The organism is Streptomyces albiaxialis, assembly GCF_039530985.1.
GTDB classification, from domain to species: domain Bacteria; phylum Actinomycetota; class Actinomycetes; order Streptomycetales; family Streptomycetaceae; genus Streptomyces; species Streptomyces albiaxialis.
Window position 1 is genome coordinate 572,465 of sequence record NZ_BAAAPE010000001.1, and the last position, 15,103, is coordinate 587,567.

At 72.8% G+C, this 15,103-nt stretch carries 16 protein-coding genes, 1 tRNA gene and 1 pseudogene; 10 read left to right on the plus strand and 8 right to left on the minus strand.

What is annotated here, in order from left to right:
* The first annotated feature begins 259 nt into the window (after window positions 1–259).
* Window positions 260–802, plus strand: coding sequence for a flavin reductase family protein (locus ABD343_RS02615; protein WP_344524359.1), 543 nt, complete (start codon window positions 260–262; stop codon window positions 800–802).
* Here ABD343_RS02615 and ABD343_RS02620 read toward each other — a convergent pair.
* Together ABD343_RS02620 and arfB are read right to left on the minus strand one after the other, a co-directional pair.
* Window positions 784–1,548 carry a type 1 glutamine amidotransferase gene (locus ABD343_RS02620; RefSeq protein WP_344523476.1) on the minus strand — a complete coding sequence of 255 codons (765 nt, stop codon included), beginning with the start codon at window positions 1,546–1,548 and terminating at the stop codon, window positions 784–786. The genes ABD343_RS02615 and ABD343_RS02620 overlap by 19 nt on opposite strands.
* A gap of 155 nt (window positions 1,549–1,703) precedes the next feature.
* Window positions 1,704–2,132: an alternative ribosome rescue aminoacyl-tRNA hydrolase ArfB gene (gene arfB, locus ABD343_RS02625; RefSeq protein ID WP_344523478.1), complete on the minus strand. Its 429-nt coding sequence runs from the start codon at window positions 2,130–2,132 to the stop codon at window positions 1,704–1,706.
* 206 nt (window positions 2,133–2,338) lie between these two features.
* Here arfB and ABD343_RS02630 point away from each other — a divergent pair, with 206 nt between their 5' ends.
* From ABD343_RS02630 to ABD343_RS02640, 3 genes are all read left to right on the plus strand, one after another.
* A complete protein-coding gene (locus ABD343_RS02630; RefSeq protein ID WP_344523480.1) occupies window positions 2,339–2,914 on the plus strand; it encodes a TerD family protein in 576 nt (191 codons plus the stop codon).
* 110 nt (window positions 2,915–3,024) lie between these two features.
* Window positions 3,025–3,522, plus strand: coding sequence for a hypothetical protein (locus tag ABD343_RS02635; RefSeq protein WP_344523482.1), 498 nt, complete (start codon window positions 3,025–3,027; stop codon window positions 3,520–3,522).
* 131 nt (window positions 3,523–3,653) lie between these two features.
* Entirely contained in the window at window positions 3,654–3,932 is a 279-nt protein-coding gene (locus ABD343_RS02640; RefSeq protein WP_344523484.1) for a DUF2630 family protein, read from the plus strand.
* Between the two features lie 38 nt (window positions 3,933–3,970).
* On the opposite strand, the pseudogene ABD343_RS02645 reads toward ABD343_RS02640, so the two are convergent.
* Window positions 3,971–5,194: pseudogene (locus tag ABD343_RS02645) on the minus strand (glycoside hydrolase family 27 protein); the annotation flags it as partial.
* A 112-nt stretch (window positions 5,195–5,306) separates the two neighbouring features.
* Window positions 5,307–6,017, minus strand: coding sequence for a pentapeptide repeat-containing protein (locus ABD343_RS02650; protein WP_344523486.1), 711 nt, complete (start codon window positions 6,015–6,017; stop codon window positions 5,307–5,309).
* Window positions 6,018–6,147: 130 nt separating this feature from the next.
* On the opposite strand from ABD343_RS02650, the gene ABD343_RS02655 reads away from it, so the two are divergent.
* From ABD343_RS02655 to ABD343_RS02665, 3 genes are all read left to right on the plus strand, one after another.
* A complete protein-coding gene (locus tag ABD343_RS02655; protein WP_344523488.1) occupies window positions 6,148–7,137 on the plus strand; it encodes a zinc-binding dehydrogenase in 990 nt (329 codons plus the stop codon).
* Window positions 7,138–7,205: 68 nt separating this feature from the next.
* Complete coding sequence (gene mltG, locus ABD343_RS02660) at window positions 7,206–7,982, plus strand: endolytic transglycosylase MltG (protein ID WP_344523490.1); 777 nt, start codon at window positions 7,206–7,208, stop codon at window positions 7,980–7,982.
* A 61-nt stretch (window positions 7,983–8,043) separates the two neighbouring features.
* Complete coding sequence (locus tag ABD343_RS02665; RefSeq protein ID WP_344523492.1) at window positions 8,044–8,613, plus strand: TIGR03086 family metal-binding protein; 570 nt, start codon at window positions 8,044–8,046, stop codon at window positions 8,611–8,613.
* Window positions 8,614–8,731: 118 nt separating this feature from the next.
* On the opposite strand, the gene ABD343_RS02670 is transcribed toward ABD343_RS02665, so the two are convergent.
* Both ABD343_RS02670 and ABD343_RS02675 read right to left on the minus strand, forming a co-directional pair.
* On the minus strand, window positions 8,732–8,935 hold the full coding sequence (locus ABD343_RS02670) for a hypothetical protein (protein ID WP_344523494.1): 204 nt from the start codon (window positions 8,933–8,935) through the stop codon (window positions 8,732–8,734).
* 368 nt (window positions 8,936–9,303) lie between these two features.
* Window positions 9,304–9,377: transfer RNA gene (locus ABD343_RS02675), tRNA-Thr, on the minus strand.
* 214 nt (window positions 9,378–9,591) lie between these two features.
* On the opposite strand from ABD343_RS02675, the gene ABD343_RS02680 reads away from it, so the two are divergent.
* The 3 genes from ABD343_RS02680 to ABD343_RS02690 all read left to right on the plus strand — a co-directional run bounded on the left by ABD343_RS02680 (window position 9,592) and on the right by ABD343_RS02690 (window position 12,117).
* Window positions 9,592–10,713: an ABC transporter ATP-binding protein gene (locus tag ABD343_RS02680; protein WP_344523496.1), complete on the plus strand. Its 1,122-nt coding sequence runs from the start codon at window positions 9,592–9,594 to the stop codon at window positions 10,711–10,713.
* 184 nt (window positions 10,714–10,897) lie between these two features.
* Window positions 10,898–11,314, plus strand: coding sequence for a hypothetical protein (locus ABD343_RS02685; protein WP_344523498.1), 417 nt, complete (start codon window positions 10,898–10,900; stop codon window positions 11,312–11,314).
* 83 nt (window positions 11,315–11,397) lie between these two features.
* Entirely contained in the window at window positions 11,398–12,117 is a 720-nt protein-coding gene (locus ABD343_RS02690; protein WP_344523500.1) for a nucleotidyltransferase family protein, read from the plus strand.
* 107 nt (window positions 12,118–12,224) lie between these two features.
* Here the strand turns inward: ABD343_RS02690 and ABD343_RS02695 are convergent, their stop codons facing one another.
* Together ABD343_RS02695 and rlmB are read right to left on the minus strand one after the other, a co-directional pair.
* Window positions 12,225–14,036 carry a DoxX family protein gene (locus ABD343_RS02695; RefSeq protein ID WP_344523502.1) on the minus strand — a complete coding sequence of 604 codons (1,812 nt, stop codon included), beginning with the start codon at window positions 14,034–14,036 and terminating at the stop codon, window positions 12,225–12,227.
* Window positions 14,037–14,141: 105 nt separating this feature from the next.
* Window positions 14,142–15,089 (minus strand): 23S rRNA (guanosine(2251)-2'-O)-methyltransferase RlmB, encoded by a 948-nt coding sequence (gene rlmB, locus ABD343_RS02700; RefSeq protein WP_344523504.1) that lies wholly within the window; start codon window positions 15,087–15,089, stop codon window positions 14,142–14,144.
* Between the last annotated feature and the right edge of the window lie 14 nt (window positions 15,090–15,103).

A 15,103-nucleotide genomic window follows, 5' to 3' on the forward strand; every position in this document is an offset into this window, starting at 1 on the left:
GCCCTCTGTGACTCAAGTCACAACAGTGTGCTACTGGTTGACTGCGCCGCGCGGTCGACAATCGAGACCGGAAGCGGAGAATCCGGTCGTAACGCCCTCGTCTCCCCGCCCGATTCCCATCCGATTTGCGCCCGTTTCGCGCCGGTTTCGCCCGCAGAACGGCCGCTGGTCCTAGGCCCGGTCTGGTCCCCGGGCCCGATGCGGGGCCCGCGCGGAGATCGTTAGCGTGAGTCACGTGTCCCACCCAGTGCAGCAGCAGATGACGGCCCACGTACCCCACCAGATGCCCCATGCTGGAGGAGTGAGCGACGAGGAGTTCCGGGCCGCCATGGCACGGCTGGCGGCGGGGGTGGTGCTCGTCACCGCCCACGACCCCGACGAGGGCGCGCGGGGCGAGGACGTCGGCATGACCGCCACGGCCTTCATGTCCGTCTCCCTCGACCCGCCCCTGGTGATGGTGAGTCTCCGCGACGAGTCCCGCATGGACGAGCTGCTCGGCCGCCAGGACCACTGGGCCGTCTCCCTGCTGACCGAGGGACAACGACAAGCCGCCGGTCGCTTCGCTATGAAGGGGCGGCTCAGCGACCGGCTCCTCTTCCAGGACCTGCCGCACTCGCGCGGCACGGTCTCGGGCGCCCCCCTGGTCGACGGCGCGCTCGCCGCCGTCGAGTGCCGGACGGAGCAGCGGGTGCGCGCCGGTGACCACACCCTGGTCATCGGCCGCGTCCTCGCCACCACCCTCACCGGGGGCGAGGGCGGCCCCCTCCTCTACTACCAGGGGCGTTACCGCAACCTGGGCTGACCGCCGCCCGCGGCGCGCTCCCGTACGAGCGTGCGGAAGTGCCCCAGCGAGCGCTCGGCCAGGGGCCGCAGCGCCGGGGCGACGGTACGGGCGTCCCGCCGGAGCACCGCGACCGCGTCGGGCCCCAGGGCCCCGGTCGCCTCGGCGGCGAAGGAGGGCTCGGCGAGCCAGTCCTCCTGCAGCTCCGGCGTGACCTCCAGGTGGAACTGCAGCCCCCACGCGACGGGCCCGGCGCGGAACGCCTGGCACGCCGTCGACTCCGTACGGGCCAGCACCCGCGTCCCCTCGTCGGGGACGACGCGGTCGCCGTGCCAGTGCAGCACCCCGGGGGCGTCGGCCAGCGGCCCGACGACCGGGTCGTCGCGGTCCACGTCCCGCAGCGGCGCCCAGCCGATCTCGGGCCCCTGGCCCAGCTCGGCACCGGGGCGCACGGCGAGCCCCCGCGCGCGGGCCAGGAGCTGCGCGCCCAGGCACACCCCCAGGGTCGGCACGCCCTCCCGCAGCGCCTCGGCCAGCAGCGCGCGCTCCCGCTCCAGCGCGGGGTACGCGGCGAGGTCGTCGGCGTTCATGGGGCCGCCCATCACGACGAGGCCCGCGAGCCCGGAGACGGGCGGCAGATCGGCGGGGTCCTCCTCCAGCAGGTTCCGTACGACGATCTCGGGGCCGCCGTCCTGGAGCGCGTCCAGGATCATTCCGGGCTTCTCGACGTCGACGTGCTGGAGGATCAGGACGGTGCGCGCGGGCATGGGGCGGTTCTCCGGGAGGTGCGGGAGGAGTGAGGGCCGAACAATTATGCGAGGTGGGGCGGGGTGCACCCCGCGCGGGGCGGGCCCCTGCCGGGCCGGGCCGGGCTATAGGACGGCGCCCGGCCGCGTCGGTCCGGCGGCCTCAGTCCGGCCCGTCAGTCCCAGCCGCCGCCCGAGCGGCCGCGCTTCACGTCTCCCCGGCGCTTCTTCTCGCGCAGCCGGCGCTCGTTGATCGCGCGCGGCATCCTCTTCTTGCGGCGGGGCGGCGGGGGCGGAGCCGTCGCCTCCGCGAGCAGGGCCGCCATCCGCACGGCGGCCGTCTCCCGGTTCCGCCACTGGGAACGGTGCTCGCTCGCCCGTACGACGAGGACGCCGTCCGTCAGGCGTCCCGCGAGCCGCTCCAGGGCGCGCGCCTTCCACACCTCGGGCAGCGCCTCGGTCTTCGCGAGGTCGAAGCGCAGCTCCGCCTGGCTGTCGCTGGTGTTCACATGCTGGCCGCCCGGGCCCGAGGAACGAGAAAAACGCCACACCAGTTCGGCCTCCGGCAGGGAGACCGCACCGCGAATGACATAGGGACCGGACATGCGTCCATGGTCGCGGCCCGCTCCGCCCGCGTCATCCCCTTTTCCGGGCCTCCGAGCGGGTGTCGCGACAGGGAAACGTAAAGAAGGCAAAGAAACCTGGAACCTGCCCATCCCCCGGCTGCGTTGTGGAAGGTGTGAGGTCGCGGGCTCGCGAACCTCGCGCCCACGACCACCGACCTCAAGATCACGACAGAAGGGCTCCTCCCATGGCTGTAAGCCTGTCCAAGGGCGGCAACGTCTCGCTCACCAAGGAGGCACCGGGCCTGACCGCCGTCACGGTCGGCCTCGGCTGGGACGTCCGCACCACCACCGGCACGGACTTCGACCTCGACGCGAGCGCCATCGCGGTGACCGCCGAGGGCAAGGTCTATTCGGACCAGCACTTCATCTTCTTCAACAACAAGGCGACGCCGGACCAGTCCATCGTCCACACCGGTGACAACGTCACGGGTGAGGGCGAGGGCGACGACGAGCAGATCAAGGTCAATCTCGCGGCCCTGCCCGCCGAGATCGACAAGATCGTCTTCCCGGTCTCGATCTACGACGCGGAGTCCCGCAGCCAGAACTTCGGCCAGGTGCGCAACGCGTTCATCCGCATCGTGAACCAGGCGGGCGAGGCCGAGATCGCGCGTTACGACCTGTCGGAGGACGCCGCCACCGAGACCGCCATGGTCTTCGGCGAGCTGTACCGGAACGGGGCGGAGTGGAAGTTCCGCGCCGTCGGCCAGGGGTACGCCTCGGGCCTCGTCGGCATCGCCCAGGACTTCGGCGTCAACGTCTGAGGTCCGGTTCCGCTTCTGCGGGCGGCGTCCGCGCCGTGACCGAGGCGGGGTGGTGCTCTTGGGGGAGCACCACCCCGCTCGCGCGTCCAGGCGCGTGACACCATCGGCCCGTGCTCGACATCGGCTACTCGCTCTCCCGCCGCTTCCCCGACCCGCCCCAGACGGACTACCGCACGGCGGACGTCCGGGCGCTGCGCCACGACCTGTTCTGCGGGGACGTCTATCTCGCCGACACCGAGGCCGACCGCGAGCTGTCCACAGCATGGGGATGGGTGCCCGTCCTCGACTTCGCATGGGCGCTGTGCGACATCGCCGAGGAGCTGGACCGCGACCCCCTCGGCGCCCGCTCCCCCGGCCCGCACCGGGCCGAGCTGGACTTCACCGAGTCGGCGGAGCGGCTGCGCTTCACGCGCCGGTTCGGCTGGGTGGACATCACCGCCGACTGGACCGCGGCCGATGAGGGGCCGCTCGCCTTCTCCCACACGGAGCTGCGCCGGGAGGCCCGCGACTTCCTCCGCGACCTGCTCGCGGACCTCACCGACCTGCACGAGGGCCTCGACGCCAATCCGGCGGTCTGGGACCTGATGGCCCGCTTCCCGCGCGTATAGCCGTACGTACGGCCGCGCAGCCGTACGTACGGCCGCATAGCCGCGCGTACGGGCCGGACGCCTTCCGGCGTGCGGGTCCGCGCCCGCCTTCCTACGCTGGAGGGCGAACCGCACGAAGGTGGTGGGACCCCATGGGCCAGCCCCCCGACGAGCAGCGCGAGCGGCGTGCCGAGGGCGAGATCCTCGCGCGCGTGAAGCAGCTCGTGGCCGACGAGCACCGGCTGCGCGAGCAGCTCGCCCAGGGCAGCGTGACCGGCGAGGAGGAGCGCGAGGCCCTGTCCGGGCTGGAGCGCGAGCTGGACCAGTGCTGGGACCTGCTCCGCCAGCGCCGCGCCAAGCACGAGGCTGGTGGGAACCCCGCCGAGGCCTCCGTACGCCCTTCCTCGGAGGTCGAGGGCTACCTGTCCTGAGCCCCGCCCTGGTCCCCGCTCCCGTCCCCGTCTCCGGGGGCGGACACCCGGACCAGGACCGTCCCGTGGGCCGGGACCTGGGCCGATATCTCGCCCTCCGACGTCCCGTCCTCGTGCTTCCACAGGTCACGGACCTCGTACGAGCCCGCGTCCGGGAGGCCGACGGCCTTCGCGGTGGTGGAGACGGTCTGCTCCTCGCCCGTCTCGTTGAAGAGCGCGACGGCGCGGCTGCCGTCCTTCATCTCCTTGCTGACGACCCAGCGGCCGCCCTCCTCCGAGACGACGGACCCCTGCTTGCCGAGCGGGTCCTGGTCGACGGCGATGACCTCCTCGTTCCCGAGGATCTCCAGCGTCTCGTCGCCCGCCTTGCGCAGGTCGGAGCCGATGAGCAGCGGCGCGGCCATGATCGCCCACATCGAGAAGTGCGTGCGGTACTCGGTGTCCGTCATGCCGCCGTTGCCGACCTCCAGCATGTCCGGGTCGTTCCAGCGGCCCGGGCCCGCGTACGGCGCGAGCGGCAGGTTCTGCTTCATGATGCCGAGCATGCTGTCCCAGTTGTCGGCGATGTCGCCGGTGGTGCGCCACAGGTGCCCGACGTCCCCGGCCCACTCCCAGGGCTTGTTCTCGCCCCACTCGCAGATGCTGTAGACGATGGGGCGGCCGGTCTTCTCCAGGGCCTCGCGCATCGTCTCGTAGCGCTGCCGGGCGGGGACGCCCTGGTTGTTGCAGTTGTCGTACTTGAGGTAGTCGACGCCCCAGTCCGCGAACTGCTGGGCGTCGCTCTCCTCGTGGCCGAGCGCGCCGGGCATCCCCGGCTCGGTGTTGCACGTCCATGTCCCGGCGCTCGTGTAGATGCCGAGCTTGAGGCCCTTGGAGTGGACGTAGTCGGCGACGGCCGCGATCCCGTTCGGGAAGCGCTCCTTGTTCGGGACGAGCTTGCCCTCGGCGTCGCGGCCGGGCTCGGCCCAGCAGTCGTCGAGGTTCACGTACTCGTAGCCCTTGTCCTTCAGGCCCTTCTCGACGAACAGGTCGGCGATGCCCTTGACCATGTCCTCGTTGAACTCGGGGCCGCAGTGCGTGGAGTTCCAGTTGTTGAACCCCATGGGCGGGGTCTTGGCGAGACCGTCACCGGGGGTGGGGGCGGGTGCGGGTGCAGGGGCCACGGCCGTTGCCGGGTCCGGTGCCGGTGCCGCGTGCGCGGGGGCCGTCAGCCCGAGGGCGCACAACAGGGTGACGGTGAACGTGCCCAAGGCTCTCTTCATCCGTTCCTCCAACCTCGCTCGTACGCGCATTGGACATGAACGCAACAAGTCCCCCGCGAGGTCACCGTACGACTGTGTTCGCACGTGTGGAACCCTGCTGACAATTGTTGGCTTACGTGCGCCTACGCACCGGCTGCTCCACCCGCACCCCGATCTGCGCCGCGAACGCGGGCGCCAGGTCCATGAGCTGGGCCGGACTGATCACCGCGCCCGCCAGCCGGTCCACGCCCGTCGCGATGTCCAGCTCCGTGACGCCGCGCAGGTCCACGTCCTTGAGCGTGACCCGCCCGAACTCCGCCCGCCGCAGCACGCAGTCGACGAACGTCACCCGCTCCAGCGCCGCCCCGCCGAAGTCCGGCTCGACGAGCACGCATCCCTCGAACGTGACGTCCGTGAGCCTCGACTGACGCAGGTTCAGGAAGTCGGCCTTCCCGCCCCGCACCAGCACCCGGTTCAGCCGGGCCCCGTGCAACTGCGTGCCGCCCAGCCGCGCGTCCCGCAGCTCCACGTCCCGCAGCTCGGCCCCCGCCAGCCGCGTGCCGACACCCCACACGCCGTCCAGCACCGAGTCGATCACCCGGGCCTTCTCCAGCCCCGCCCCGTCGAGCCCGCACCGGAGGATCCCGCAGTCGAGGAACGTCGCCCCTGAGGCCTCCGCGCCGCCCAGGTCGAGATCCTCGAAGCCCACCCCGTCGTAATCCCCGTCGGGCTCCAGCCCTCCGCCGTCCCGCCCCTCGTACGGCCGCAACTCGGGCAGCCGGACCTCCGGCCGCCTCGCTTCCCGTACGCCCGCCGCTCGCCCTGCGCCACTCGCCTTCGCCATGCGTCCATGCTGCCCGGCGCCACTGACAATCCCGGGGCCGTCCCGCGGCCGGAAAAGCCTTGACTTGAACGTAACTTCAAGTAGCAGACTCGCGAGCGTCGCCGCCCGCGCCGATCACGAGGAGCCCCCCATGCACGCCGCCCGACTGCACGCCTTCGGCCCCGCCGGGAACCTCACGTACGAGGAGGTCCCCGACCCCGCGCCCGGCCCCGGCCAGGTCCGGATCGCCGTGGAGGCCGCCGGCGTCCACCTCATCGACGCCACCCTCCGCGCGGGGCGGCGGCTCGGCCCCCTCCCGCTCCCCGAGCTGCCGACGATCCCCGGCCGCGAGGTCGCGGGCACCGTCGACGCGCTCGGCGAGGGCACCGACCCGGGCTGGCTCGGCCGCCGCGTCACCGTCCACCTGGGCCAGGCCCCGGGCGGCTACGCGGAGCTGGCCGTCGCCGACGCCGCCGCGCTCCACCCCGTACCGGACGCGCTCTCCGCGCCCGCCGCCGTCGCCATGATCGGCACGGGCCGTACGGTCATGGGCGTCCTCCGCCAGGCCCGTATCGCGCCCGAGGACACGGTCCTGGTCCTCGCCGCCGCGGGCGGCATGGGCGCGCTCCTGGCGCAGTACGCCAAACACCGCGGCGCCTTCGTCGTCGGCGCCGCGGGCGGCGAGGCCAAGACCGCCCTCGTCCGCGAGCTCGACGTCGACCTCGCCGTCGACTACGCCCGCGAGGGCTGGGCGGAGCGCGTACGGGCCGAGCTGGGCGGCGACCGTCCCGTCACCCAGCTCTTCGACAGCCCCGGCGGCGCCCTGGCCCGTACGGCGCTCGACCTGCTCGCGCCCGGCGGCGTCCACCACGCCTACGGCGGCTCGTCGTCCCTGGTCTCCGACGACACGACCCCCGCCCTCACCGACGAGGAGCTGAGCGCCCGCGGCATCACCGTCCAGGCCCTGCCCGCGGCCGCGGTCCAGGAGCACAAGCGCGCGCTGGAGGAGGAGTCCCTGGCGCTCGCGGCGAAGGGCATTCTGGTGCCGCTCGTCAGCACGTTCCGCCTCGCGGACACGGCGGAGGCCCACGCGGCACTGGAGTCCCGGGCGACGACGGGCAAGGTGGTCCTCGTCCCCTGAGCCGCCCGTAACCGGAACTCGGGGTCCCGGCCCACGCGGGGCCACCCCGAGGGCCTACGGTTCCCTCTATGACCACGAGGCGGAAGCGTTGGCCCATCGGCGTGGCCCTGCTGTGCGTACTGGCCCTGGCCGCGGGAGCGGCCGTATTCCTGCTGCTCAGGCAGCACGAGGAGGACACGGCGACCCTGGAGATCCCGGAGGGCTGGCGCGCGTACCAGGTGTACGCGGCCGTCGACCAGGCGCTCGACGTCCCCAAGGGAACGACCCGCAAGGCCGCCGAGCGCGCCGCGCGCAAGGGCACCCTGCGACTGCCGCCCGAGGCCAAGCAGAACCCGGAGGGCTACCTCGCCGCCGGCACGTACGCGCTCAAGGACCGCACCCCCACGAGCCTGCTCGCCACCATGGTCCGTACGTACGACAAGCGCCTGGCACGTGACGGCATCGACGACTACGGGACGCTCACGACCGCCAGCATCGTGCAGGCCGAGGCCGACAACCCGACGGACATGGGCAAGGTCGCCCGCGTCGTCGCCAACCGCCGCGCCCAGGGCATGCCCCTCCAGATGGACTCCACCATCAACTACGCCCTGAAGCGCTCCACCCTCGACACCACCCACGAGGACACCCGCCTCGACTCCCCGTACAACACGTACCGCCACAAGGGCCTCCCCCCGACCCCCATCAACACCCCCGGCCTCCACGCCCGCCGCGCCGCGGCGAAGCCGCCCCAGGGCGACTGGCTGTACTTCGTCACCGTCGCCCCCGGCGACACCCGCTTCACGGCGGACTACGAGCAGCACAAGAAGTGGGTCGAGGAGTTCAACGAGAACCAGCGGCAGCAGTAGGTGCAGGGGTAGGGGCAGGGCTGACGCGAACAAACAGCCGGTCTGAGGCAGGCTGGAAGACATGACACACGAAGTCATCAGGGCCTTCGACGCGGCCTTCTCCCTCTTCGACCGTACGGTCCACCAGGTGCGCGACGACCAGTGGACCGCGATGACCGCCTGCGCGGACTGGAACGCCCGCGACCTGGTGAACCACCTGGTCAGCGAGCACCTCTGGGCCCCGCACCTGCTCCGTAAGGAAACCCTCGCCGAGGTCGGCACCCGTTACGACGGCGACGTCACCGGCGACGACCCGACGCGCGCGTGGGAGGAGGCGAGCGCGGCCTCCCACGAGGCGTTCCACGCCCCGCACGCCCTGGAGGGCGAGGTCCACGTGACGGGCGGGACCATCCCCGCCACGGACTACGCCTGGCAGATGACGACGGACCTCGCCGTCCACGCCTGGGACCTCAGCCACGCCACGGGCACCAAGGTCCACCTCCAGGACTCCCTCGCCGACCCCCTCTACGAAAAGGCCCGCGCCTTCGTCTCCCCCACGGGCCAGCCGGGCCTCTTCGACGCCCCGGTCACACCCCCGCCGGACGCCGACGCCCACGCCCGCCTCCTGACACTGCTGGGCAGGCAGCCGTAGCGGAACGCCGGAACGCCGGTAGCGGAACAGGGGAGGGCCCCGCCCGGAAACCGATTCCCGGGCGGGGCCTTCGGAGGCTGGGCCTCAGTGAGGCCGGTGCCTCAGTGAGGCTGCGGCCTCAGTTGCTGCAGGAGCCCTTCCCCAGGATGCCGATCCCGCAGAGCAGGTTCACCCCGATGCCCGTCGGCCCGTCGTCGACGACGCTGACCGGACGGTGCTTGACAACGTCCTCCGGGGTGTCGGCGGCCAGGGCTGCGCCGGCGCTGGAGAAGATTGCCGCCGTCACGACGGCGGCGCTGACAATGCCGGTACGGATACGCATTGCGCCTCCAAGAGAAGAGTGCACTGACCCTTAAACGATCACCGCCCCTCCCCCGCCCCGCCATCACAACTAGGCCGTCCGGGGGACACCGGCCCACGCGACCACCACCGTCAATCGGCGCAGAGACGTCCACCGCGGCGCCCACGTCGTCAAGCCGGGCCGGCCAAGTGGATGAGGTTGCGGTGGTCCTGCACAGACACGAACCGCGTCCAGCCGTGCAGGCCATCACCCCGAGCGGCGCCCTCACCCTGCAACGAGGCATACGCCCTCATCCGCCAGCCCCACGCCATGTACGCCGCCGCCGTACGCCACGAAAAAGGCCCCGTCCCGCACCCGGGACGGGGCCTCTCACCTGCTGATACGAACCGAGCCGCCTGTCGGATTCGAACCGACGACCTTCTGTTTACAAGACAGATGCTCTAACCAGCTGAGCTAAGGCGGCGAGCCACGCGCGCGGGGTGGCGTGCTCGTGCAGTGTACCCACCCCCGTGCGGGGCCCCGCGAGGTGGTTTCGGGGGCTCGCGGGCGGTGGGCGTGAGCGGAGGTACTGACAAAACCGCTGTGCGGGGGTTAGCGTCACGGCAGGTCCACAGGGTGGACCACTCCCTTTACGACGGATCGTCCGGCACGTACCTGCCGGTGAAGGAGAAGAGAACATGGCCACGGTCACCTATGACCAGGCGACCCGGGTGTACCCCGGCGCCGACAAGCCCGCCGTCGACAAGCTCGACATCGAGATCGAGGACGGCGAGTTCCTCGTCCTCGTCGGCCCCTCCGGCTGCGGAAAGTCCACCTCGCTGCGGATGCTCGCGGGACTCGAGGATGTGAACGAGGGCAACATTCGGATCGGTGACCGGGACGTCACGCACCTTCCGCCGAAGGACCGGGACATCGCGATGGTGTTCCAGAACTACGCGCTGTACCCGCACATGTCCGTGGCCGACAACATGGGCTTCGCGCTCAAGATCGCGGGCGTGCCGAAGGCCGAGATCCGGCAGAAGGTCGAGGACGCGGCGAAGATCCTGGACCTGACCGACTACCTGGGCCGTAAGCCCAAGGCTCTCTCCGGCGGTCAGCGCCAGCGTGTCGCGATGGGCCGCGCGATCGTCCGCGAGCCGCAGGTCTTCCTCATGGACGAGCCGCTGTCGAACCTCGACGCGAAGCTCCGCGTCCAGACCCGTACGCAGATCGCGGGCCTCCAGCGCCGCCTCGGCATCACCACCGTGTACGTCACGCACGACCAGGTCGAGGCCATGACGATGGGCGACCGCGTGGCCGTCCTCAAGGACGGTCTGCTCCAGCAGGTCGACACCCCGCGCCACATGTACGACCGCCCGGCGAACCTCTTCGTGGCCGGCTTCATCGGCTCCCCCGCCATGAACCTGGTGGAGGTCCCGATCACCGACGGCGGCGTCAAGTTCGGCAACAGCGTCGTTCCCGTCGAGCGCGAGGCCCTGAGCGCGGCCTCCGACAAGGGCGACACGACCGTCACGGTCGGCGTCCGCCCCGAGCACTTCGACCTGGCGAACGGCGACGGGTCGTCGGCGCTCTCCAAGGACGAGCCGGCCGGTGTCGCCGTCACGGTGAACGTCGTGGAGGAACTCGGCGCCGACGGTTACGTCTACGGCACCGCGGACATCGGCGGCGAGACCCGCGACCTGGTCGTCCGCGTCTCCGGGCGGAACGTGCCGGAGAAGGGCTCCACCGTCCACGTCGTCCCGCGCGGCGGCGAGACCCACGTGTTCTCGACCTCCTCCGGCGAGCGTCTCTCCGACTGATCAGCACCACCGGAGACAGACCGGACACAGACCGAAGACAGGCAGTGCGGCGGGCCCCTCGGCCCGCCGCACTCCTGTTTCCGGCCCCCTTTTACGAGCGCACGCCCGAACAACCCAAAATTCCCGTCCCTCGATACGGTGACAAAATGTCGCCAAATCACTACCCCTCGCTACGATCGCGGGCGTGAACCACGCAGCCCGCCGAATCGGCCGATCCCTCGCCCTCGTACTCCCGGTCGTCCTCGTTCTCTCCGGGACCCTCGCCGTCACCCGCGTCCCCTGGGCCACCTCGCCCAGCGACTCGCAGGTGCTCACCGCGTCCGCCGAGAAGGCGTCGACGCAGGCGAAGTCCCGCGCACCGCAGGACGTGCTCCGCGACCGGCTCGTCGCCGAGCTCCAGGAGGAGAACCCCTCCGCCGCGCTCACCAGCCTCCAGAAGGAGATGTCGCGCAAGCCGTCCCTCGCGAAGCACTGCGCGTCCATCGCGCGGGCGCTGGGCAGGGCCGCGGTGAAGAAGTACGGCGCCGCGCACCGCGCGCACCGTTACTCGCGCCCGGTCTGCGACACCTCGTTCGCCTACGGGGTCGCCCAGATGAACTGAGAGGGCGACTGCGTCCCCTCACCCCGCATCACGCACCCCGCATCACACACCACGCACCACACCCCGCGCATAGGCTGCGGCTCATGACCGCGCATCCGACCCAAGCCGTGATCCTCGCCGGTGGCCAGGGATCACGGCTTCGGCCGTACACCGACGACCGTCCCAAGCCGATGGTCGAGATCCCCGGCACCGGGACACCGATCATCGGCCACCAACTGGCCTGGCTCGCCGCCGAGGGCGTCACCGACGCCGTCGTCTCCTGCGGGCACCTCGCCGAGGTCCTCCAGGAGTGGCTCGCCGGGGCCGAACTGCCGCTCCGCGTCACGACCGTGATCGAGCCCGAGCCCCTGGGGCGCGGCGGCGGACTGAAGTTCGCCGCCCGTTCGCTGCCCCGCGCCGACGAGCCCTGGTACGCGACGAACGGGGACATCTGGACCCGTTTCTCGCTCCGCGAGATGGCCGCGTTCCACGCCGAGCGCGACGCCACCGCGACCCTCGCGCTCGCCCGGCCCCGTATCCCGTGGGGGGCCGTGGAGACCGACGAGTTCGGGCACGTCCTCGACTTCATCGAGGCCCCGCCGTCCCCGTATCTGATCAACGCGGGCGTCTACGTCTTCTCGCCGTCGTTCACCGGCCTGCTGCCCGACTGGGGCGACCACGAGCGCGCCACGTTCCCGCGCCTCGCCCGGGAGCGCCGCCTCGCGGGCTTCCCGCTGCCCCAGGGCTCGTACTGGCGGGCCATCGACACCGCCAAGGACCTGACCGAGGCCGCCCGCGAACTCGCCCAGCACAGGGGCGAATAGCGCCTCCGGCCGAGACACCTCCGGCCGGGACATGCGTGAGGGCTGCCGGGAGACTCTCCCGGCAGCCCTCACGGCGTCCGTACGGCGCGCCGGTCAGCGCGGGGCCGTCACCGGCCCCCCAGCAGGCCGCCCAGCGCGCGGCCGCCGCCACCGCCGCCGCTGTCGCCGCCGCCCGTGGTGCCGCCGCCCGTCGAGGACGTACCGCCGCCGCTGCCCGCCGTGGACGTGCTGCGGGCCGCGCTGCCCGCGTCGGGGCCCGCGGAGCCGCCCGTGGTGGCCTCGGGCTGCGCGGGCTGCTCCTGCGCGGGAGGCGCCGTCTGGCGCTGCGCGGGGCTGGTGGTGGTCTGCTGCTGGCTCGGCGTCGTCTCCGGGCCCGTGGTCGCGCTCTGGCGGTTGCCGGGACGGGTCTCGGGGGACGAGGGGCGGGCCTTGCGGCGCGAGTCGGTGCCCGCGGGGGAGCCCGTCGCCTCGCCGGGTCCCTGGGAGGCCTGGCCCGTGGTGGTGCTCGCGCCGGGCCGCTTGGGCAGCGGGGAGCCGGGGAGCTGGTTGGTGGGCGTCTCGCCCTTCCGCGGCACGGTCGCGACCTGCGAGGAGCGGACCGCGCTGCCGAGCAGCGAGCCGATCAGCAGCGCGCAGCCGACGATGAGCGTGGCCAGCACGGCGCCCCGGCGCAGCACCCGGCGGCGCAGGTCCCAGAGCGGGACGCGGGGGCCGAGCTTGCGCCAGGCGTCGCCCGCGAGGCGCGCGTCGACGGAGTAGACGGGCGCGCCCGCGATGATCAGCGGGCTCCAGGCGGCGAGGTAGATGATGTCCGGCGCGTCGTACACGGGGACCGAGGACCAGCTCACCGTCAGCAGCAGCGCCACCGACAGCAGCGCGCCGAACGAGGCCGCGAGCCGCTGCCAGAGGCCGAACATCGTCAGGACGCCGACGATGACCTGGAGGAACGCCACCGTCAGCCCGGCGCCGACCGGGTGCGCGAGCGCGAAGTCGCGCAGCGGGGAGGCGATGGCCCAGGGGTCGAGGGAGCGCAGCCAGGTGACCATCGAGCCGCGCTCGCCGCCGTCGAAGTAGACGGGGTCGCAGAGCTTGCCCATGCCCGCGTAGACCGTGATGAAGCCGAGGAAGACGCGGAGCGGGAGCAGCACGACGCCGAGGTTCATGCGCCGGTCGGGATAGAAGCCGTGCCGGACGGCGTCGCCGCGGCGGCGCTCCCTCCCGTCGGCCTCCCGGGCCTCCCGGACCTCCCGGGGGTCGATCACGGTCGTGGGCTCGCCGGGGCGGCCGTGGAGGGTCTCGAACTCCCCGGTGTCCTCCGGCTCGTCGAAGGCTCCGCGCGCCGGGCGTACGCCGCTCAGCAGCGGGCGCTCGGCCTCCGAGGGCTGCGGGCCGCGCGGCGGGCCGACGACCGTGGCGGGGCCCGTCGGGGGGCCGCCGCGGTCCGGTCGGCCGCCGGGGTCGGTGACCTGGGGCAGCACCTGGGTGGCCGTCGCGTCGCCTCCGGCCCCGTCGCCCGCCGCCGTGCCGTGCGTCCGCTCGGCCTCGGCCGTACGGACGGCCTGCACCAGCCGCGTCGCGCCCGTGTCGTCGGGCTCGGCCCGGCCGCTCCACACGACGGGCGTACGGCGCCTGCCGCCCGCCGCCGCGCCGGCTCCGGCCGCGCCCGCTCCGGCTCCCGCGGCGGCTCCCGCGGTCGCCACGGCGGGCATGGGCTGCGTCTCCTCGCCCACGTGCGGCCGCGCGGGCCCGGACGGCCCGGAGGCCGCCGCGGAGCCGAGCCGCACCCGGAAGCTCGCGTGATTGACGACCACCTCAGCGGGGTCGGACGGAACCTTGACCGTGCTCAGCACCGGCTCGTCGTCGAAGAAACCGCGCGGGCCCGCGGCGCCAGCGCGGGGTGTTCTGGTGTCCACACTCATCTAACCGAGTGATGGACGTTTAGGACACTGCCTTGACCGTCCCGATCTGTCCGAGACCCGTCAAGATCACCGGGCCGGAACCGCTACCGGAGCGGGGAGCCGCGCTCAACGGCGGCGGCGCGCCGCCTCGTAGAGCACGACCCCGGCGGCCACGCCCGCGTTGAGCGACTCGGCGCCGCCCGGCATCGGGATCCGCACGCGCACGTCGCACGTCTCGCCGACCAGCCGCGACAGGCCCTTGCCCTCGCTGCCGACGACCACGACGAGCGGGCCGTCCAGCGCCGCCAGCTCGTCCAGCTCGACCTCGCCGTCGGCCGCGAGGCCCACGACCGTGAGGCCCGCCTTCTGGTACGCCTCCAGCGCGCGGGTGAGGTTGGTGGCGCGCGCGACGGGCGTACGCGCCGCCGTGCCCGCCGAGGTCTTCCACGCGCCCGCCGTCATCCCGGCCGCGCGGCGCTCGGGGACGACCACGCCGTGGCCGCCGAAGGCGGAGACGGAGCGGACGACGGCGCCCAGGTTGCGCGGGTCGGTGACGCCGTCGAGGGCGACGATCAGCGGGTCCTCGCCCTCGTCGTACGCCGCGGCGGCGAGGTCCTCCGGGTGCGCGTACTCGTACGGCGGGACCTGGAGGACGACGCCCTGGTGGTTGAGCCCGTTGGTCATCCGGTCCAGCTCGGGGCGCGGGGCCTCGACCAGGTGGATGCCGCCGCGCTCGCCCGCGACGCGCACGGCCTCGCGGACGCGCTCGTCGTTGTCGATGAACTGCTGGACGTACAGCGCGTTCGCCGGGACGCCCTCGCGCAGGGCCTCCACGACCGAGTTACGGCCGACGACCAGCTCGGAGGTGCCCTTGGCGCCCTTGCGCTGCGGGCGGCCCTGGGCGCGGCGGGCCTTGGCCTGGGCGGCGCGCTGCTTGGCGTGGCCCTTGCGCATCTCGGCGGGCGGCGTGGGGCCCTTGCCCTCCAGGCCGCGGCGCCGGTTGCCGCCGCTGCCGACCTGCGCGCCCTTCTTCTTGGACACGCTCCGGTTGGAGCGCGGGTTGTTCCCGGCCATCACGGCACCTACCT